This is a genomic window from Mesorhizobium sp. CO1-1-7 (assembly GCF_020164885.1).
Lineage (GTDB): Bacteria > Pseudomonadota > Alphaproteobacteria > Rhizobiales > Rhizobiaceae > Mesorhizobium > Mesorhizobium australicum.
The window spans coordinates 123656-144099 of the sequence record NZ_JAIUHA010000005.1 but is presented as its reverse complement, the minus strand read 5'-3'; the positions used below and the strand labels follow the sequence as shown (position 1 = coordinate 144099).

Here is a 20444-nt window from a genome sequence, read left to right as displayed (position 1 = left end):
ACAAAGAGAGAATGGCAGCCAAGACCATCATCAGCCGGCCCATTTACGGAACCCTGTCTCCGCAGCCTGGCAGGCATCATCTGTTCATCGCCGACGCCGAAGGCGCGCTGGCGATTACCGATATGGCCCGAACCGCGCCACCTGGCTTTTTCGATTGTGCCGAGATCGTCTTCATTCCCGGTCCTGACGGCAAATATATTGCTGCCCTCGAAGGGTTGAAGCCGGCGCAATTTCACACCGCCCCGTCCTTCGCCAGTCTGCTGCCGCGTCTGAAGCAGACGCTTGATAACGCGCATATGGGTCTGCGCCTCTATCTCGCCGGCACCGAAGGGCTGATCGGGCAGGCCATGCAGGTGGCGCTCGAAGCCGGCATCGACCACACCTCCATGCAGACCGAGCATCGCGGCTCGCTGGCACGGCGCATGCAGTGCGTGCACTGCAAGGGCATCACCGAGAATGTGACGACGCAGCCGGCGACCTGCTCGCATTGTGGCCTGCTGCTTCTCGTGCGCGATCACTATTCCCGGCGCCTTGCCGCGTTCCAGGGCGTCTGCATCAATGCCGAAGATCGCAGTGAAATTCCTCCGATGGAGGAGATATTTCGATGAGCACCGGCACCACCAAGCTCGACGTCGTCGTCAGCGATGTCGTCCCGGTCAATGAGCTGGTCACGCGCTTTCATTTTCGCCGGCGTGATGGCGAGCTGTTGCCGACCTTTTCCGGCGGCGCCCATGTCGTGGTCGAGATGCGCGATGGCCAGCGCACAAGGCTCAATCCCTATTCGCTGATGGGCTCGCCGCTAGACACGCGCGAATACACCATCTCGGTGCGCCGCGACGACGTCGGTCGCGGCGGCTCGCTGTTCATGCACAGGTCGGTCAAGCCGGGCCTGGAGATGGTGATCAGCTATCCGGTCAATCTTTTTTCGCTCGATCTTCGCGCCAAGAAACACCTGATGCTGGCCGGCGGCATCGGCATCACGCCGTTCATGGCCCAGACCGCGCAACTGGCGGGGGAGGGCGGTAATTTCGAACTGCACTACACCTGCCGCACCGCTTCGCTTGGCACTTATGCCGACGTGCTGCGGGAACGCTACGGCCGTCGCGTTCGGCTCTACCATGATGACCTTGAGGAGCGGATCGAACTCGACCGGTTGCTATCCTCGCAGCCGCTCGGGACGCACCTCTATGTCTGCGGCCCGGCCGGCATGATCAACTGGGTGCGCGACCGCGCAGCTAGCCTCGGATGGCCGCCGGAGACCGTCCACTACGAGCATTTCGCGGCGCCGCAGCCCGGCCTGCCATTCGACGTGACGCTTGCCGTCAGCGGCAAGACCATCCGCGTCGGCGAGCAGCAGAGCCTGCTGGAAGCCATCGAAGCCGCCGGCGTCGATCCGCCCTATCTTTGTCGTGGCGGCGTCTGCGGCCAGTGCGAGACCAACGTCATCTCGTGTGACGGCAAATTCATCCACAACGACCATTGGCTGAGCGAGGAAGAGCACCGTTCGGGCAGGAAGATCATGCCGTGCGTGTCGCGCTTCGAGGGCAGGTCGCTGGTCTTGGAAAGGTAGGAGGCGAGAATGGGCATCACCTTCCGCAAGGAAACGTTCCGCGACGACTTCACTTTCAAGAACAGCCCCGAGCACATCAGGCGGTTTCCGTTCCCCTTCCATGAAGACAGCTACATGTACGCGGTCAACATCGAGCCGCATGTCGTCGGCCCCAAAGGCTCGGTGCTCGAAAACCTGATCGACGTCGACGAACACTATGTCGCCGAGATGCAGGACCGCGCCTTGGTGCTGGCCGAGGATCCCCTGCGCTGCCAGTCGCTGCCGCACATGACGCTCGCCGGCTGGGACCTGCTGGAGCTTTTGATGGAGCAGCAGGCGCTGGGCTATCCCGAGCATTTCACGCTGACGCGCGACGGCGACCGCTGGCGCTGGATCAACCGGCCGCTCGGCATCGATGATACTTTCACCTTCGGCGACACCTCGACTTTGCCTTATGGGCCGATGGAATACATCACCCGCCAGAGCCAGGGCGATTTCTGCATCCTCGACCAGCGCGACGGCAATCTATGGATGGACGCCGGCATGGTCACCACCCAGGCCGACTGGTCGCTCGATTTCGACATCGGCATGAATTTCTTCGAATGGCACGCGCCTGTGCCGCTGGCGCATGAGAAGGGTATTTTCACGCGCGCGCTGAAGTTCCTCACCAACATCCAGCAGGGCAAGCCGGCACGGCGCCTGAACTGGACGATGACCATCAATCCGCGGCTGGACACCAGCCCGGAGAATTATCACAAATGGGGTCCGGACCGCACGACGGTGACGTCGGAGAATGTCGGCGACAAGGTGCATCTGCGGGTCGAACTGCAGAGCTTCTGGCGGCTGCCGCGCTCCAATGGCATCGTCTTTCCGATCCGCTGCTACCTGATCAAGATGGACGAGCTGGTGACGCAGCCGAAATGGGCACGGCGCCTGCACCGCGTCATCCGCGACCTACCCGAGGAACTCGCCAGCTACAAAGGCCTCACGCGCTTTCGCCCGACACTGGTCGAATGGCTGTCGAAGCTGGACGATGGCAGCCCGACGAGCCCGGGGTTCGGACCGGATTAAAAGCCCCCTCATCCGGCCGCTTCGCGGCCACCTCCCCGAGGGGAGAAGAGATCGCCAACGCTGGCGTCGGGCTCCTCTGCCCTAGGGGCAATCCGGGTGAGGGGCTGCGGCGGCCCGCCTACCCCGCACTGCCCTGCGGGTAACAGATAATCGACAAATAACGCATCGGCAGTTTCGTCAGTTGCTCCGGTCCATGCGGTGCGTCGGCGTCGAAGAACAGGCTGTCGCCGGGTTTCATCGGGTAGAGGTTGCTGCCGTGCCGGTAAACGACCTCGCCCTCGAGCATGTAAAGGAACTCCATGCCTTCGTGCTGGAAGGTCGGGAACACGTCCGAATCCTCGGTCAGCGTGATCAGATAGGGCTCGACGACGACGCCGCTGGTGTTCGAACCGATATGGCCAAGCAGATTGTACTGGTGGCCGGCGCGCGTGCCGCGGCGCTCGACGTCGAGGCCTTGGCCGGCCTTGACGAAGACGGCGCTGCGTTCTTCCTCGAAGCGGCGGAAGAAGGCGGTGACGGGAACGCCGAGCGCCCGCGACAGTGCCTGCAAGGTGGTCAGCGACGGAGAGGTGATGCCGTTCTCGATCTTCGACAACATGCCCAGCGAAATATCAGTGGCGACCGCGAGATCCGCCACGGTGATGCCGAGCTTCTTGCGGAAGGCCCGCACCTCGCGGCCGATCGCGACCTCCAGCACTTTTTCGCGGGTATCGCGAATAGCGTGCGGGTTTTGTGTCAACGGCGCGCGTATGGTCCTGCCGTCCGCCGACACTTTCGGCGACGGCTTTGCCTTTGCGCTCGCGGGAGCCTTGGAATCCGAATTAGCCTTTGCCATGTCGCCCCCATCGTCAGGATTATTTCACTCAAGGTGAACATGTCAGGTGCCGATACAGGAGCGCAACCGCAACGGCAAGCCATCTTATGTTGCGCGCGGCAGTGCGACCATCGCGACGCCCGCGGGTTTCCCGCCAGGAATCCACTGCGCGCAAACGCCGTTCCAGCAGATGTCTGTTGACAGCACCAAGAGGCCAATTACTGTCACTGCCAGTGAAATTTGTTTCGCTGGGGAAATCAAAAAAGGAGGCCCGGAATGAACACTCGCGTTGCCGTCATCGGAGCCGGACCGTCCGGTCTGGCCCAACTCAGGGCTTTCAAGTCGGCGGCCGACAAGGGCGCCGAGATTCCCGAGATCGTCTGCTTCGAAAAGCAGTCCGACTGGGGTGGCCTGTGGAACTACACCTGGCGTACCGGCCTCGACGAACATGGCGATCCCGTGCACGGCTCGATGTACCGCTATCTCTGGTCGAACGGGCCGAAGGAATGCCTGGAATTCGCCGACTACACATTCGAGGAGCATTTCGGCCGGCCGATCGGCTCCTACCCGCCACGTGCGGTGTTGTGGGACTACATCAAGGGCCGCGTCGAGAAGTCGGGCCTGCGCAAATGGGTGCGCTTCAACAGCCCGGTGCGCATGGTCACCTTCTCGGACGAGACGAAGAAATTCACCGTCACCGCGCATGACCGCACCAACGACGTGACCTATTCGGAAGAGTTCGACAATGTCGTCGTCGCCTCGGGGCATTTTTCTGTGCCCAACGTGCCCTATTTCGAGGGCTTCTCGACCTTCAACGGCCGCATCCTGCACAGCCACGATTTCCGGGACGCGATGGAGTTCAAGGGCAAGGACATCCTGATCATCGGCCGCTCCTATTCGGCCGAGGACATCGGTTCGCAGTGCTACAAATATGGCGCCAAGTCGATCACCTCCAGCTATCGTTCCAAACCGATGGGTTTCAAATGGCCCGAGAATTGGAAGGAAGTGCCGCTGCTGCAAAAGGTCGTCGGCAAGACGGCGCATTTCAAGGACGGCACGACCAAGGATGTCGACGCCATTATCCTGTGCACCGGTTATCTCCATTCCTTCCCGTTCCTGACCGACGATCTCAAGCTCAAGACCGCCAACCGCATGTGGCCGTTGGACCTCTACGAGGGCGTTGTCTGGGAGAAGAACCCGAAGCTGTCCTATATCGGCATGCAGGACCAGTTCTACACCTTCAACATGTTCGACGCGCAGGCCTGGTTCGCGCGCGACGTCATCATGGGCCGCATCAAGCTGCCGTCGGCCGAGGCGATGGCAGCGCATGGCGCCAAATGGCGCGCCCGCGAGGAGACGCTGGAGGACGCCGAGCAGATGATCTGGTTCCAGGGCGACTACACCAAGGAATTGATGGACCAGACCGACTATCCCGGCTTCGACGTCGAGGCGGTCAACCAGACCTTCATGGAGTGGGAGCACCACAAGGCCGAAGACATTATGAGCTTCCGCGATCATTCCTATCGCTCGCTGATGACCGGCACCATGGCGCCGCTGCATCACACGCCCTGGCTGCAGGCGCTGGACGATTCAATGGAAAGCTATCTCGAGGTGAAAGGGGTGGCGGCCGAGTAGGCCGCCGCCGCTATCCAAGCCTTGCCCGCGCCTTTGCCGTCCAGGCATTGAACAGCCGGTCGGCGACGATGCCGATGAAGGCGATGGCGAGGCCGGCGACGATGCCGCGGCCGGAATCGGCTTTCGATAGCGCGATGAACACTTCCTGGCCGAGATCGCGCGTGCCGACCATGGCGCAGATGATGATCATTGCCAACGCCATCAGGATGGTCTGGTTGACGCCGAGCATGATCTCCGGCAGCGCCAGCGGCAGTTGCACGCGGAAAAAGGTCTGGCGCGGGGTGCAGCCCGACACTTTCGCTGCCTCGATCAGTGCCGGCGGCACCTGCCTTATGCCGTGATTGGTGTAACGGATCGCCGGCACCACGGCGAAGGCTATCGTTGCAATCATCGCCGTCACGTCGCCAACCCTGAACAGCATCACGACCGGGATGATGAAACAGAAGGACGGCAGCACCTGCAGGGTGTCGATGACGGGTGTGACGATCTTTTCGAAACGGTCGCTGCGGGCAGCCATCAGGCCGATGGGAATGCCGATCAGGCAGGCGATGAAGGCGGAGATGCCGCAGAGATAGACCGTCGCCATGGTCTTTTCCCACAGGCCGGTGACCGCGCAGAAAGCGGTCAGCATTGCCACCAGGACGGCCAGCCGCAGGCCGGAAAGCTGGTAGCCGGCAAGGCCGAGCAGGAACACCGCGCCCAGCCAGGGGAAGCCTTCGCAGAAGGCGCGCAGCGGATTGAGCACATTGAGGATCAGCGCCACGCGGAAGGCTTCGATGAGATCGAAGAAGTTGATCGTCACCCAGTTCACCGCCGCTTTCCACAGTGGCGCGGTGGTGAAGGTGATCGCCTTGGGCACGGCCGCGAAGGCGGGTACGAACAGGCCGAGCAGAGTGGTGACGGCAAGAATCGCAATGGCGAGCGTCAGATTGGGGTAGCGGCGCCAGAACCCCGGGTTCGCGGACTGGTGGACATTGCCCTTCCCCTGCTTATGGGCGATGGCCTGGCTCAGCCGGTCGAGCGCGATGGCCAGCGCGACGATGGCAAGCCCGGCTTCCATCGCCTCGCCGACCTTGAGCGCACGTAGCGCCAAAAGCACATCGTAGCCTAGGCCGCCGGCGCCGATCATCGAGGCGATGATCACCATGTTGAGTGCCAGCATAATCACCTGGTTGACGCCGACCATCAGTGTCGGCCGCGCCGACGGCAGCAGCACGCGCCACAATTTCTGCCGCGCCGTGCAGCCTGCCATCTCGCTGAAATCGTCGATCTCGGACGGCACCCGGGACAGGCCCAGCATCGTCGCCCGCACCATCGGCGGCGTGGCGAAGATGGCGGTGGCGATCATCGCCGAGACCGGGCTGTTGCCGAACAGCAGCAGCATCGGGATGAGATAGGCGAAGGTCGGGATCGTCTGCATCAGGTCAAGTGCTGGGGAGACCACAAGCCGCTCGGCCCACGGCCTGCGCCAGGCCCAGATGCCGGCGAACAGCCCGGTGAGAATGCAGAACGGCACCGCGATCGAGATCAGCGCCAGGGTCAGCATGGCACTGGTCCACTGGCCGAACAGCGCGATGTAGAGGAAACATCCGCCAACCAGCAGGCTGAGCTTCCTGCCTCCTGCCGCATGGCCGGCGAGGAAGGCGACGGCGCAGACGCCAACCCAGGACAAACGCGGCAGCACGAAAGCGTCGGCGCCATGGCCGAACTTGAAATTCTTGGCCAAGAGATTGAGCGCGAAGTCGAGCGGCACGCCGAGCACCGCGGTGACCGAGCGCGTCAGCCAGGACAGGTTCGACTTGATCCAGCCCATCAGCGCGCTGACCCAGTCGGCGACGGGGACGACCGCCTCGACCGGGTAGTTGACGGCCCATGGCAGCCTGTCCTGCAGCAGGAACATCACCAGCACGGCGGCAAGCGCGAGCACCCAGATCACCAGCCACCGTTGGATCGGCGGCCTTGTCCGGCTGGCGTTTGCGGTTACCGTCATGCGCCGGCTCGCTCGATGCCAGCCAGAAGATCGATCACCGCTTGCGGCGTCACTTCGCCGATCGGCATGCCGGTGCCGTTGATCACGGCGAAGGGTTTGCCGGCGGCAACGATGCTGGCCGAAAAACTCGATATCTTGGCCTCGGGCGCCACCGTGCCGCCGTGCTCGGCGCCATCGCAGCTACGCATCAGGCTGCGCGCCGAGATCACCTTGGCGCGGTCGACGTCGCGGGTGAACTCGGCGACATAGTCGGTCGCCGGATTGACCACCAGTTCCTCCGGCGTGCCGATCTGGATGACTTGGCCGTCCTTCATGATGGCGATGCGGTCGGCCAGCCTGATGGCCTCGTCGAAATCGTGGGTGATGAAGACAATGGTCTTGTGCAGCATGGTCTGCAGCCGCATCAGCTCGTCCTGCATCTCGCGGCGGATCAGCGGATCGAGCGCCGAGAACGGCTCGTCGAGAAACCAGATCTCCGGCTTGGTGGCGAGGCTGCGGGCGATGCCGACGCGCTGCTGCTGGCCGCCCGACAGTTCGCGCGGATAGAAATGCTCGCGGCCGCGCAGACCGACGAGTTCGATGACTTCCCGGGCGCGCGCCTCGCGTGTCGGCCGATCCTGTCCCTGGATACTCAGAGGAAAGGCAATGTTGTCGAGCACGTTGAGATGCGGCAACAGCGCGAAATTCTGGAACACCATGCCCATGCGATGGCGCCTGAGCTCGATCAGGGCCGCATCGGAAATCTTGAGCAGGTCCTTGCCTTCGAATTCGACCTTGCCATGTGTCGGCTCGACCAGCCGCGACATGCAGCGCACCAGCGTCGACTTGCCGGAGCCGGACAGGCCCATGATGATGAAGATCTCGCCCTGGCGGATATCGAGGTCGACGGCGCGCACCGCACCCACAAGGCCTGCCGCCGAGACCTCCGCCATGCTGGCCTTGCCCTCACGCTCGCGGATGAAATTGGCGGCGTTCGAGCCGAACAATTTCCAGAGGTTGCGGCAAGCAAGTTTTATCGGGCGGGCATCCGTCGAGTCGGATGCCTGTTCAATCGCTTCCGTCATTCAGTCGCCCTTCTGGAACATCAGGAATTGAGGTCCGGCCGGTCAACAGCCGGGCCTCCCTTTCCAGTCGAAGGTCACTGCGCCCAGGCTTTCCAGTCTGCCTCGTGAGCGGCGATCCAGGCGGCGGCGACGTCTTCCGGCGTCTTGCCGTCAAGATCGATCTCGCCGCTCATCTTGTTCAACTCGTCGGTGTCGATCGTGTAGGCCTTGGCCACTTTGTAGGCGACCGGCCATTTGTCTTTCATGCCGTTCCAGGAATACTTCCAGATCTCGCCATGCGGCTTGCCGCAGTCGTATTTGGCGTCCGGGTTCACGCCCCATTTCGGGTCGGTGTAGCATTCGGGCGTGTATTCGGGGAATTGCACCCATTCGCCCTTGTATTTTGCAGGCGCCCAATGCGGCGAATAGATCCACAGCATGATAGGCGCCTTGCGCTGATAGGCGGAATCCAACTCGGCAAACATCGCGGCATCAGTGCCGGCATGGATCACGGTGAAGGGCAGCTTCAGCGCCGCGACACGCTCGTCGTCAAAGCCTTCCCAGGTCACCGGGCCGCCGAGATAGCGCCCCTTTGGCGCCGTCTCGGCGGTCGAGAACGATGCCGCGCAGGTGGCGTCGAGCAGAGCGTGCCAGTCCGGCAAGGTCGGACATTTCTCCTTCATGTATTCGGGAAACCACCACTCTTCCTTGGCCTTCGGGCCGAGCTTGCCGAGCCTTTCGGTCTGGCCCGTGGCATCGGAGGCCTTCATCGCTTCGCCGGCCGTCGTATCCCAGAATTCCAGGCCGACATCGATATCGCCATTGGTGAGGCCGGTTGTCAGGCTGGAGAGATAGTCGGCGGTCGGGTATTCGACGGTATAGCCGAGCTTTTCCAGGATGCCGCCGAGGATCTTGGCGTTGAGATTGACGCTGGTCCAGTCGAACAGCGCGATCTTGATCGGGTCGTTGGATTCCGGCGCCGCTGCCTGCGCTGTCGGCGTCAGGACACTTGCCGCGGCAAGTGCAAAAGCTCCCACTGAGAATTTCGATATCACACTGCGAAATGGCATTGCTTGGTTCTCCTTCAAGCTGTGACGGTTATTGGTCGTTCCCTTGTTGCGTCTTTTCTTGATTGTGTTGGAAAGGCCGGCGGTTGTGCAAGACCGTTCTCGCCATGTCGGGACCAAAGCCGGCACAGGCGCGATGATGCTCGATTTCGGTGAGGACGGACGCTGCCGAGACAGCCAGTCTCATGGCCGATCGATCGCCGCGATGGCGATCGTCCGCGGATCAATTGTCAGTCCTGCGGCGCCCTGCAACATGCGAGCCATCAAGGTCCCATGATCCCGAGCATTTCCGGCGGAATTGCTCTCGGCCATCGCCTGGCAAGCCCCATCTCGCCAGCGCGGTTTCATAGGATGAAAATATATATACCAACGTTCATGCCGCGCAACGACTAACGCCAGGCCGGCGACCTAATTTCAGACTACAGGCGAAGTGGCCTGGAGCTCAGAAATATCCGTCGGACGCGGCCGTGGCTTCCTTTGAGATCTCGACCCCATCGACCAGGATCTTGTCGACCAGTTCATGGTGGAAGCAGACCAGTCCCTTGATGCGTTCTGCCTCGTGCACCGGCTCCGGATAGTACCAGACCATGTTCTCGTGCCGTTTCTTGGGCGTGGTCACGTGATAATAGTTGGAAATGCCCTTGTAAGGGCAGCGTGAGATGTAACGGCTGGGCGCGAACATATCGAGCCGCGTGTCGGAGATCGGCAGATAGTGGCGCACCGGGTGGCCGGTTTCGAACAGGAACACGCCGCGCCGTGAATCGGCGACCTGCTCGCCATCGAGGATGACCTGGACGCGCCGCGACGACGGCAGGCAGTCGACGCGGCGGAACGGGTCGCGGGCGTGCACGAAGATCTCCTCGTCTTCCTCGAACCAGTGGCCCATCTTGCTCCACACGAACGACATGTAGCCCGCGATCGGCGGACAACCCTTGACCGGATCGAGATAGCGCCATGCACCGTCTTCGACCAAGGTGATGCCTGTATTGAGCGAGTAGTGCGTGGCAACGCCCTTGTACGGATCTTCCGTCGTCGTCTTTGAGGGCAGCAGGAACTCCTCGCGCACGTCCTCGATCGGGAAATAGTAGACCGGCAGATGATCGGATTCGTACAACACCAATGCCTTGGTGGTGTCGGCAACGGTCATCGAGCCGACCTGGACCCGCAGCCGCTTCAGCGACGGCATGGTGAAGGCGACATAGCCGGGCTCGAACTCGTACTGCTCGATAGTGTCGAGCACGGGGAAATGCGGTCCGCGACCGCGCAGATGAGGCTTGCGAATGGTAGTCTCCTGTTTCTGTCTGTCGTGGCCGGAGGTCGGCGCGTGGTTAGGACGATATGACGCTGGGCCGACGGCCGGCGAGGGCTTCCGGACGGTGGGCGTTTGCCGGTGTCGAACCGTTGGAGCGATGGCCCCCCATCGTTCGTCGCGGGCCTGTTGCCGGATAGCCTCACCGCCCGAAACACGGAGCCGCCCAATATTGCTTCTGCCTGCCGAGCATGATCTTGGCAGCATCTACCCCAGCGACACCCGATCGAGCAGCAGCCCGGCGGCGATCGGCGGCAAGCCGCTGACATTCTTGCGCACCGGAACCAAGAGATCGGGGAAGTAGCTGAAGATGATGGGTGTCTCGTCGAGCAGCAGTTTCTGGATGTCGGCGGCTGCCGCGCGCTGCGCGCCGATATCGAGCGCCTTGAGATAGCTGGTGACCATGCCGTCATAGGCAGGGCTCTTGAAATGCGCCGCGTTCCAGGGGCCGTCGCTGACCAGCGGGCTCTTGAGGAACACATTCGGCACGCTACGATGAGCGTAGTCGGTGATGCCGAGTGGGCTGTCCAGCCAGTCCGATTGGCCGAATACGGCCTTGCCGTAATATTTGTCCTGGTCTTCGATGTTGAGCGAGATGCGGGCGCCGATCTCCTTGGCGAAATTCTGGAACAGCTGCGCGTAGCCGGGGATATCGGAGTAGCGCAACGTCGTCAGTGTGATGTCGAAACCATTGGCAAGCCCCGCCGCCTCCATGAGTTGCTTGGCCTTGGCGATATCCTGCGTGCGTTGCGGCACCGACTTGTCGGTTGCGGGAAAGGCCGGCGCGAACGGGCTGTCATTGCCGGTCGCCGCCATGCCGCGGCACAGTCCGTCGACCAGCTTGGACCGATCGACGCTGAGCGCCAGCGCCTGGCGCACGCGCTTGTCGGTGAAGGGCGCCATGTCGCAGCGCATGTGCAACTGGCGATGCGCGGTCGAGGCGACGCGCAGCACCATGATGTCGGGGCTGTTCAGCACCACCTGGCTGACATCGAGCGGAACCGCGTCGAGAATGTCGACCTCGCCGGCCTGCAGCGCCAGGATGCGCGGCTGCACGTCGCCGTAGAACTTGAATTCGAGCCGGTCGGGCAATGCCTTCTCGCCCCAATAGTCGGGATTGCGCACGAAGGTCGCGCCGACCTTCGGCGTATAGGTCTCCATCCGGAACGGCCCGGTACCCTCAAAAGTCTTTTCGTAATCGCCCTTGTAGCTCGCCGGCAGGATGACGGCGTTGTAATTGTCGATCGACACCGAATAGGGAAAGCTGCCGTTCGGCGCATCGAGATGGAAGGTGACGGTGTGATCGTCGACCTTCCGGGTTCCACCCTTCGACAACAGGCCCTTGAACACCGACAGCGCGTTGGAGGCGCCGTTGGGATCGGCCAGCCGGTCGAACGTTGCGACGACGTCATCGGCTTTGAATTCCTCACCATTGTGGAATTTCACGCCCTTGCGCAGCTTGAAGGTCCAGACGCTGCCGTCCGCATTGGGCGACCAGCTTTCCGCCAGAACCGGCTTCAGCGTGAGGTCCGGCTGTGTGACGCAGAGGAATTCGGCGGTCTGGAAAACCAGTTGGTAGCTGCCACTGTCATAGTAGGTGACGGGATCAATGGCGCCGCCTGGCGTCGCCACGCCGGCGCGCACCGTGCCGCCCGGCTTGCCCTCGGCGCTGGCCTTCCGCGTGTCGAAACCGGCCGCTCCCAAAATGCCGCCAAGCAACGGCAGCGACAAGCCAAGCATGCTGCCGTGGCGGAGAAAATCACGCCGGTCGAGCCTGCCTGCCAGCAACTCGTCGACAGCGGAATTTTCGATTTCCGTGAGGCTTTTGCGGGCGGCGTCGATCGTCATGAAATGCCTTGGCATGGCTGCATTCCTCGCTTGCCCTCGGGAGAATGGCCATTTAGGTCATTGTTGACCGCGACCGGAAAGCGATATTTTTTGATGAGGCCCATCGAAATTTTCGATGCTAGAGTGATGGCATGGATACCGAAAACCTGCGCAGCTTCCTGGAGGTCGCCGAGCATGGCAGTTTCACGGTCGCGGCCAGCCGGCTCAATCTCGCGCAGTCAACGGTCAGCGCCCGGATAAGGGGGCTGGAGGAGCAGTTGGGGCGCCGGCTTTTCGTAAGAGATCGCGACGGCGTCACGCTAACGCCGGCTGGCTGGCAGTTCCTCCCGCACGCCTCCTCCATCACCCGCACTTGGGAGCAATCGCGGCAGGACATCGCTGTTCCCGACGGTTACGAGTCGCTGTTGCGCTTCACCGCGCCCGCCTATCTCTGGGATCGCGTCACCTCGCCATGGATCGCGTGGATGCGGGCCCAGCGGCCGAACGTGGCGCTGCGGCTCGAAGGAAGCTTTCCCGACCTGGCGATCGACCAATTGGCCGAAGGACTGCTCGACATCTGCATTCTCTATCTGCCGCGGCCGCATCCCGGCATCGTCTACGAGACGCTGGCCGTCGATCAGGTCGTGCTTGTCCAGCATTCCGCACAGGCAGGACCGTGGACGCAGAACTACATCCTGATGGATTGGGGGCTCGAATTCCGCATCGAGCACGACCGTGCCTTCGCCGGCATGGTGCAGCCGGCAATCTCGGCCGGGCTGGTCTTCATCGGCCTGCAGCACGTGTTGTCGCAAAAAGCCGCGGCCTATCTGCCGCTCAGTGCCGTCAGCGGCTACATCGAGAACGGTGAGATGAAACGCATCGAGGATGCGCCTGTGTTTCAGCGGCCGATCTATCTCGCCTATCCCAGCAATCCCGCATCGTCGGATGTGCTCGACGTCGCGTTGACCGGATTGCGGACACTGGCAAGGGACTGGACCGGTGATCGGGGCTTTGCCGAGGGGGACCGCTCCTTCAGCATGACCGGCCAGGCGTGATGGATGCGGGCCGCTTACGCCGGCAGGGCTGCGACCGCCGCCGGTTTCTGCAGCCGCCTCAACTCGGCATAGGGAATGTGGCAACGGATCGAATGCCCCGGCTCGGCCTCGGCGAGCGGCGGCTCCTGCTGTTCGCAGATCGGCCCGATCTTGCGTGGGCAGCGCGTGTGGAAGACGCAGCCCGATGGCGGGTTGGTGGCGCTGGGGATTTCGCCATCGAGCCGGATGCGTGCCGTCTCGGTCTGACCGAGCTTGGGCACGGCCGATAGCAGCGCCTCGGTGTAGGGGTGATGCGGTCCGGAAAAAACGTCCTCCGATGGGCCGATCTCCATGATGCGGCCGAGATAGAGCACGGCGATCTTGTCGGAGAGATAACGCACCACGCCAAGGTCATGCGAAATAAAGATGTAGCTGACGTCTTCCTTGGCCTGCAGGTCGGCGAGCAGGTTGAGGATCGCCGCCTGGACGGAAACGTCGAGCGCCGAGGTCGGCTCGTCGCACACGACGATGCGTGGATCGCCGGCGAAGGCACGCGCAATGGCGACGCGCTGCTTCAGTCCGCCCGAAAGCTGGCGCGGCTTGACCACCAGATGCCGGTCGGTGAGCCGCACCGAGCGGACGAGATCGTTGAGGCGTGCCTCCAGTGCGGCACCCCTCAAGCCCGCCAGCCGCTTCAGCGCACGGCCGATCAGATGGCGGATCGAATGCGAGCGGTTGAGGGCGGAGTCCGGGTTCTGGAAGACGATCTGCATCGCCTTGACCTGGTCGTCGCCCCGGTTCTCCAGCTTCGGCGCCAGCGCCTTGCCCTCGAGCTCGATGGTGCCGCCCTCATCGGGAGGCACCAGACCGAGCAGCAGCCTGGCGAAGGTGGTCTTGCCCGAGCCGGATTCGCCGACCAGCCCGAGCGTCTCGCCGGGCCTGAGATCGAGCGAAACGTCCTTGACTGCGCGCAGTGCATGGCCGTGGCTGGCGTAGGTCTTGTTCAGTCCGGCGACGCGCAGCACCGGCGCCGTTGTGGGTTTCGGTGCGGGCACCACGTTGGCGGGCGTGGTACGTGGCAGGGCCTGCGCCTGGTCGTGGTAGTGGCAGCGCGACAGCCGCCTCCCGCGCTCGTCGGTCAGATCATAGAGCGGCGGCAATTCGGTGCGGCAGCGGTCGGTGGCCAGCGCGCAGCGGTCGGCGAAGGCGCAGCCCTTGATGTCAGCGCCGATGCCGGGCAGGAAGCCCGGGATGGTGTCGAGCCGGCCCTGGTCCTTGCGCTGGCCGCCGCGCGGCAGGCAACGCAACAGCGCCACCGTGTAAGGGTGGCGCGGATCGTTGAAGACGACATCGGTCGGTCCTTCCTCGACCAGCATGCCGGCATAGAGCACGCCGACCCGGTCGCACATGTTGGAGACGACGGCGAGGTTGTGGCTGATGAACAGGATCGAGGCCGACAGTTCCTGCCTGAGCTGCGCGATGAGGTCGAGCACCTCGGCCTCGACCGTCGCGTCGAGGCCGGTAGTCGGCTCGTCGAGGATCAGCATCGAGGGATCGTTGGCCAGCGCCATGGCGATCGCCACGCGCTGCTGCATGCCGCCCGACAGCTGGTGCGGATAGCGCTGCATGACGCTTGGCGGATCGGAGATGCGCACGCGGTTCAGCATGGCGATGGCGCGACCGGTGGCAGCTTGGCCCGTGATGCCGCCAAGCTCGAAAATTTCGGTCAATTGCCGGCCGATGCGGATCGACGGGTTCAGCGCCTTTCCCGGGTCCTGATAGACCATGGAGACGCTTTCGGCGCGCGCGCGCCGAAGCGCCTCCGCGTCGAGCTTCATCACGTCCTGGCCGTCGAGTGAGATGGCGCCACCCGATATCGAGCCGTTGCGCGGGAGATAGCGCACCACCGTGAGGGCTACCGTCGACTTGCCGCAGCCGGATTCGCCGACCAGCCCATAAGCCTCGCCCTGGCCGATGGTGAGGCTGAGATCGCGCAGCACCGCGCGATTGCGGCCGGCGACCCGGTAGGCGACCGACAGGTCCGTGATATCGAGCGCGTCCTTTGCCTTCCCTGTCGTTGTATTGGCGGGTTCAGTCATTGAAGGCCCCATGCACGCCGTCGGCGGCCAGGTTGACGCCGATCACCAGCGAGGCGATGGCGAGCGCGTCGAACAGCACCGTCCACCAGAAGCCGCCGCCGATCATGCCGTAATTGCTGGAAATGGAGAGCCCCCAGTCGGGTGACGGCGGCTGGATGCCAAAGCCCATGAAGGAGAGGGTAGCGACCGCAAAGATGGCGTAGCCCAACCGCACCGTGGTCTCGACCAGGATCGGCGGGATGACGTTGGGCAGGATCTCGACGAACATCGTATGCAGCGCGCTCTCATGCCTGAGCTGTGCGGCGGCGACATAGTCGAGCTCGCGCTCGGCCAGCACCGCCGAACGCACGGTACGTGCGATGATCGGCGCGAAGCTCAGGCCGATGACGATGATGACGGTGGTCTTGGATGTGCCCAGCGCGACGATGGCAAGCAGCGCCACGATCACCACGGGGATCGCCATGAAGGCTTCAAGGATGCGGCTGACGACATCGTCGACGAGGCCGCGGAAATAGCCGGTGAGCAGGCCGAGCGCGGTGCCGGCGACCGTCGCCAGCAAGGTCGCCAGGGGCGCGACGGTGAGGATATCGCGCGAACCGACGATGACGCGCGAGAACACGTCGCGGCCGATCTGGTCGGTGCCGAACCAGTGTTCGCGCGAAGGCGGCGCCAGCGCGTTGATGATGTCGTCGGCGAGCGGATCGTAGGGGACAAAATGTTCGCCAAACAGCGCGCAGGCAACCCAGAACAGCACGATGGCGATGCCGACGAGGAACGTTCGCGAGCGCAGCAGTGAAAAAAACACTTCTGCCAGCGGGCCGCGGCGCCGCATGTCGTCCTGCGCGGGGGAGGGGGTCTGGACGGCGCTCATTGGTCTGACCCCAGGCGGATGCGCGGATTGAGCACGGAGTAGAGGAAGTCGGCGATCAATGTGGCCACCGCATAGACGATGCCGATGGTGAGGATGCCGGATTCCAGCATCGGAAAATCCTTGCCGCGCGCGGCGGTGAAGATCAGCGAGCCGATGCCCTGGTAGCGGAACAGCGTCTCGATCACGACAAGGCCGCCGATGAGATAGCCGGTCTGGGTCGCGATGACGGTGATGGTCGGCAACAGCGCATTGCGCAGCACATGGCGCCAGATCACAGTGCGCCAGGGCAGGCCCTTGAGCACGGCGGTTCGCGTATAGTCGGAATCGAGCGCCTCGATCATGCCGGAACGCGCCATGCGCGCGATATAGCCGAACAGCACCAGGAACAGCGGCAGCGACGGGAGGATCAGGTAATAGAGCTGGGTGAAGAAGCCGGCATCCCTGGGCCACGCGGCCGAGATCGGCAGCCAGCGCAGCCACACGCCGAAGATCAGGATCAGGATGATGCCAGTGACGAATTCCGGCAGCACCGTCACCGACAGGCCGCCGAGGCTGATGATACGGTCGAGCGGGCGGTTGAGGTTGAGTGCGGCAATGACGCCGCCGAGGATGCCGATCGGCACCACCAGCACGAAGGCGACCCCCGCCAGCTTCATCGAATTGCCAAGCGCACCGATGACGAAGGGCGCCACCGGCGAACGGAAAATGTAGGACGTGCCCATGTCGCCCTGGACGAAGTTCGATATCCAGCTCCAGTACTGGGTGAGCAGCGGGCGATCGACGCCGAGCGTGTGATTGAGCGCGTCGACCGCGCGTTGGTCGGCGAACGGGCCGAGGATCGCGCGCCCGACATTGCCAGGCAGGACCTGGCCGCCCAGGAACACCATGATGCTGAGCAGGAACAGCGTCACCAGCGACAGGGACACACGCCGCGCAAAGAAGGAGAGAATGGCTAAGACTCCTTGCAAAGCCAGCCCCCTGGGGAGCTGGCTGTTAGAGGACTGGCTTTCCCTTTTCGCTTACGCCTTCGATGCCTTTTCGAGGAACAGCTGCGACATGGCTGTCGGTTGCACGCCGGCCACGCCCTTCGACGTCGCCGTCAGGTAGTCGTAGAAATAGCCGAAGATGACAGGCGTTTCCTCGAGCAGAAGCTTCTGGATCTTGCCGGCGTCAGCCTTCTGCGCCTCGAGGTCGAGCGCCGCGATATAGCTGGTCGCCAGCGCGTCGTAGTCCTTGTTCTTGAAGTGCGCGGCATTCCAGGTGCCGTCGCTCTTCAGGGGAGCGGCAAGATAAACATTCGGCACGCCGCGATGGCCATAGTCGGTGATGCCCATCACCGAATCCAGCCAGTTCGATTTGCCGAACACCGCGTCACCATAATAGGCGCTCTGGTCGAGGATGTTGAGTTCGAGCTCGATGCCGATCTCCTTGACCCAGTTCTGGATGAGCTGGGCATATTCGGGGATTTCGAGATAGCGCTCGGTGGTCAGCGTGATCTTGAAGCCCTTGCCGGCACCGGCCGCTTCCATGAGCTGCTTGGCTTGTGCGATGTCCTGCTTGCGCTGCGGTATGCTTGTATCGGTCGAGGGGTAGACCGCGGCGAATGGACTGTCATTGCCAAGCGCCGAGCGTCCCTTCATCAGGCCGGCGGTGAGCTTGTCGCGATCGAGGCAGAGCGCGATGGCGCGGCGCACGCGTGCATCCTTCAACGGGCCATCGTCGCAGCGCAGATGCAGTTGCTGGTGAGCCGACGACTTCAGGCTGAGGATTTCGAAGCCCGGATCGTTGAGCAGGGCCACGCCGGCCAGCACCGGCATCTGGTTGATGACGTCGACCTGCCCACCCTGCAGCGCCAGGATCATCGGCTGCACGTCGGTAAAGAAGGTGAACTCGGTACGGTCAGGCAGCGCCTTCGCTCCCCAGTAGTTCTCGTTGCGGACGAAGGAAGCGCCGACCTTCGGCGTGTATTTCTCCACCTTGAACGGGCCGGTGCCATCGAAGCTCTTCTCGTAGTCGCCCTTGTAGTCCGCCGGGATGATGACGGCGTTGTAATTGTCCGACGAGACCATGTAGGGAAAATTGCCGTTCGGCGCGTCGAGGTGGAATTCCACGGTGTAGTCGTCGACCTTCTTGCTGGCCCCCTTCGACAGGATACCGGTGAACACCGACAGCGCGTTGGACGAGTTTGCCGGATCGGCCAGGCGGTCGATGCTCGCCACCACGTCCTCGGCCTTCATTTCGCCGCCGCTGTGGAATTTCACGCCCTTGCGCAATTTGAAGGTCCAAACCGAGCCGTTGTCGTTCGGCTTCCAGCTCTCGGCCAATGCGGGCTGCAGCACCAGGTCGGGGCCGTCGACACAGAGGAATTCCGCAACCTGCTGCATGATCAGCAGGCCGCCGGCGTCGGCGATCGTGACGGGATCGATGGCTGCCGCCGGCACGCTGCTGGCGACACGGATGGTGGCGCCGGGTGCGCCCTGGGCGCGGGCCAGCGATGGCATGCCGCCAAGGCCGGCAGCCGTGGTGATGCCTCCAAGCAGCGGCAGCGACAGGCCAAGCAGGCTGCCATGGCGGATGAAGTCGCGGCGGCTGACACGGCCGTCGACGAGGCCGTCGATCAGGTGATTTTCAAGCGGCGAGCGATTGCGCCGGATCAGGTCGAGAATGCGGTAGTTCTTGATCATGGGTTTTAACCCTTCCCCTGTTTCTTATGGTTTGATGAATGCGTTTTTCAGTTGACGAAGTCCGTGGAGTTCTCCTGTCCCGGCCATCAACGTTGTCAGTCGACCGGACTGTAGCATGCGGTTTTCCCTGGTCCATCCGATCCTTGCGGCGCGGGGGTCAGATTTTCTTGAGGCAATGCTTCCACCCGTCCGGTCCTGCCGTCGCCATCGATCGCGGCGGCGGACTCTTGTTCTTGAAATACGTCTCCTTTCCCGTGTCGTTCTCCTAGTTCAGCGGCAAACGGCGATATGTCCCTGGCTTGGCCGGGTCATGATATTTGTTGCAAGGGCCGTTGTCGGCAAAGTCGCGATGGCAGGCCGCGAGATTTTTCCGCGACAAGGTGACACCAAGACCGGGACCTTCCGGGACACGCACCGTATTGTTCCTGGGGCAAAACGGCCCCTCCTCGGTGATATCCATAGGTTGCATACGAAACAGCGACTGGTTCGGCTCCCGGATCCAGCCCAGGGCCGCGCACAGATGCAGGTAGGCCGCGCTGCCGATGCCGCTGTCGCCGCTGTAGCACCAGAAATCGATGCCCGCGTGCTCGCAGGCGCCGACAAAGCGCAGCATCCGGCCGATGCCGCCATGCGCGGTCGGGTTGCCGACGAATGCATCCGGCACCTTGAGGTCCATGGCGCGCGCGATGTCGATATTGTGGGTCGAGAACGGGATCGAGCAATGGCGGCGCAGTTGGCGCATCTCCTCCGATGTCGCCACCGGATCTTCCCAGTTGCGCACGCCGAGCTCTTCCAGCGGCCGTGCTAGCCGCCGCGCCGTGGCCAGCGAATAGGCCTGGTTGGAATCGATGCGGATCATCGCCTCGTCGCCGAGTTTTTCGCGGAGCAGCTCGACCATTCTCAGCGAGACTTTCGGATCTTCGGTCGAGAATTTGCCTTCGAAGAAGGTCGTTCCATGCGTCTCGTGCAGTTCCACGCAATAGTCGGCGACTTCTTCCGGCGTCGTCTCGCCCTTGACACCATCCCCATCGCCGCGCAGCGAGAAGTAGTCGGTGAACGGGATGTCCTTGCGCACGGCCCCGCCGAGCAACTGATAGAGCGGCTGGTTCCAGGCTTTGCCGCGCAGGTCCCAAAGCGCCATCTCGATGGCGCCGAAGGCCATGATGCGGGTGCGGTCGTTGATCGACTGCACGCCGGTCCAGAACGGCAGGCAGACATGTTCGGCGCCGGCAATGTCGAAGGCGTCGCGGCCGACCAGCCGCTGGGCAAGAACATCATTGATGATGGCGGCCGCTGCCGGCGTAGGCGCTTCGCCCAGCCCGACAAGGCCGTCCTCGGTCTCGACTTCGACGATAACAGGCGAAAAACCGTCGAGTTCGCCGAACACCCAGGCATAAGGCGCTTCGAGGCGAAGATTGATCGGCGTGGCCTTGATGCCGCGGATCTTCATC

The 20444-nt window shown here is 63.0% G+C and carries 16 protein-coding genes; 5 read left to right on the top strand and 11 right to left on the bottom strand.

The genetic code is table 11. The features are described from left to right. Window positions 1-11: 11 nt before the first annotated feature. The 3 genes from LB516_RS12355 to LB516_RS12345 are packed head-to-tail and all read left to right on the top strand — an operon-like array spanning window position 12 to window position 2620. Window positions 12-608 carry a dimethylamine monooxygenase subunit DmmA family protein gene (locus LB516_RS12355; protein WP_140617368.1) on the top strand — a complete coding sequence of 199 codons (597 nt, stop codon included), beginning with the start codon at window positions 12-14 and terminating at the stop codon, window positions 606-608. Further along, complete coding sequence (locus LB516_RS12350; protein ID WP_140715114.1) at window positions 605-1570, top strand: PDR/VanB family oxidoreductase; 966 nt, start codon at window positions 605-607, stop codon at window positions 1568-1570. The genes LB516_RS12355 and LB516_RS12350 overlap by 4 nt, the downstream gene beginning before the upstream one ends. A gap of 9 nt (window positions 1571-1579) precedes the next feature. Next, the gene (locus tag LB516_RS12345) at window positions 1580-2620 is read left to right on the top strand and encodes a heme-dependent oxidative N-demethylase family protein (RefSeq protein ID WP_140823372.1); all 1041 of its coding nucleotides are present in this window, start codon (window positions 1580-1582) and stop codon (window positions 2618-2620) included. 118 nt (window positions 2621-2738) lie between these two features. Here LB516_RS12345 and LB516_RS12340 read toward each other — a convergent pair whose 3' ends face one another. After that, window positions 2739-3455, bottom strand: coding sequence for a helix-turn-helix domain-containing protein (locus LB516_RS12340; protein ID WP_015318901.1), 717 nt, complete (start codon window positions 3453-3455; stop codon window positions 2739-2741). A 255-nt stretch (window positions 3456-3710) separates the two neighbouring features. Here LB516_RS12340 and LB516_RS12335 point away from each other — a divergent pair, with 255 nt between their 5' ends. Then, on the top strand, window positions 3711-5069 hold the full coding sequence (locus LB516_RS12335) for an NAD(P)-binding domain-containing protein (protein ID WP_140617364.1): 1359 nt from the start codon (window positions 3711-3713) through the stop codon (window positions 5067-5069). Between the two features lie 10 nt (window positions 5070-5079). On the opposite strand, the gene LB516_RS12330 is transcribed toward LB516_RS12335, so the two are convergent. The 5 genes from LB516_RS12330 to LB516_RS12310 form a co-directional block, all read right to left on the bottom strand. Further along, window positions 5080-7059, bottom strand: a complete 1980-nt coding sequence (locus LB516_RS12330; RefSeq protein WP_224719637.1) for an ABC transporter permease — start codon at window positions 7057-7059, stop codon at window positions 5080-5082. Beyond that, on the bottom strand, window positions 7056-8123 hold the full coding sequence (locus LB516_RS12325) for a glycine betaine/L-proline ABC transporter ATP-binding protein (RefSeq protein WP_224719636.1): 1068 nt from the start codon (window positions 8121-8123) through the stop codon (window positions 7056-7058). The genes LB516_RS12330 and LB516_RS12325 overlap by 4 nt, the downstream gene beginning before the upstream one ends. A 74-nt stretch (window positions 8124-8197) precedes the next feature. Next, the gene (locus LB516_RS12320) at window positions 8198-9172 is read right to left on the bottom strand and encodes an ABC transporter substrate-binding protein (RefSeq protein WP_015318897.1); all 975 of its coding nucleotides are present in this window, start codon (window positions 9170-9172) and stop codon (window positions 8198-8200) included. A gap of 439 nt (window positions 9173-9611) precedes the next feature. Beyond that, complete coding sequence (locus LB516_RS12315; RefSeq protein WP_015318895.1) at window positions 9612-10409, bottom strand: DUF427 domain-containing protein; 798 nt, start codon at window positions 10407-10409, stop codon at window positions 9612-9614. Between the two features lie 276 nt (window positions 10410-10685). Then, on the bottom strand, window positions 10686-12341 hold the full coding sequence (locus LB516_RS12310; protein WP_224719635.1) for an ABC transporter substrate-binding protein: 1656 nt from the start codon (window positions 12339-12341) through the stop codon (window positions 10686-10688). 116 nt (window positions 12342-12457) lie between these two features. Between LB516_RS12310 and LB516_RS12305 the strand changes: the two genes are divergently transcribed. Further along, window positions 12458-13360, top strand: coding sequence for a LysR family transcriptional regulator (locus LB516_RS12305; RefSeq protein WP_140617358.1), 903 nt, complete (start codon window positions 12458-12460; stop codon window positions 13358-13360). Between the two features lie 14 nt (window positions 13361-13374). Here LB516_RS12305 and LB516_RS12300 read toward each other — a convergent pair whose 3' ends face one another. The 5 genes from LB516_RS12300 to LB516_RS12280 all read right to left on the bottom strand — a co-directional run bounded on the left by LB516_RS12300 (window position 13375) and on the right by LB516_RS12280 (window position 20443). Beyond that, entirely contained in the window at window positions 13375-15438 is a 2064-nt protein-coding gene (locus LB516_RS12300; protein WP_224719634.1) for an ABC transporter ATP-binding protein, read from the bottom strand. Next, a complete protein-coding gene (locus tag LB516_RS12295) occupies window positions 15431-16309 on the bottom strand; it encodes an ABC transporter permease (protein WP_224595764.1) in 879 nt (292 codons plus the stop codon). Before LB516_RS12295 ends, LB516_RS12300 begins: the two co-directional genes overlap by 8 nt. Beyond that, on the bottom strand, window positions 16306-17259 hold the full coding sequence (locus LB516_RS12290) for an ABC transporter permease (RefSeq protein ID WP_224595943.1): 954 nt from the start codon (window positions 17257-17259) through the stop codon (window positions 16306-16308). The genes LB516_RS12295 and LB516_RS12290 overlap by 4 nt, the downstream gene beginning before the upstream one ends. Before the next feature lie 69 nt (window positions 17260-17328). Next, window positions 17329-18993, bottom strand: a complete 1665-nt coding sequence (locus LB516_RS12285; protein ID WP_224719633.1) for an ABC transporter substrate-binding protein — start codon at window positions 18991-18993, stop codon at window positions 17329-17331. A gap of 265 nt (window positions 18994-19258) precedes the next feature. Further along, window positions 19259-20443, bottom strand: coding sequence for a mandelate racemase/muconate lactonizing enzyme family protein (locus LB516_RS12280; protein ID WP_140878072.1), 1185 nt, complete (start codon window positions 20441-20443; stop codon window positions 19259-19261). Window position 20444 lies beyond the last annotated feature (1 nt).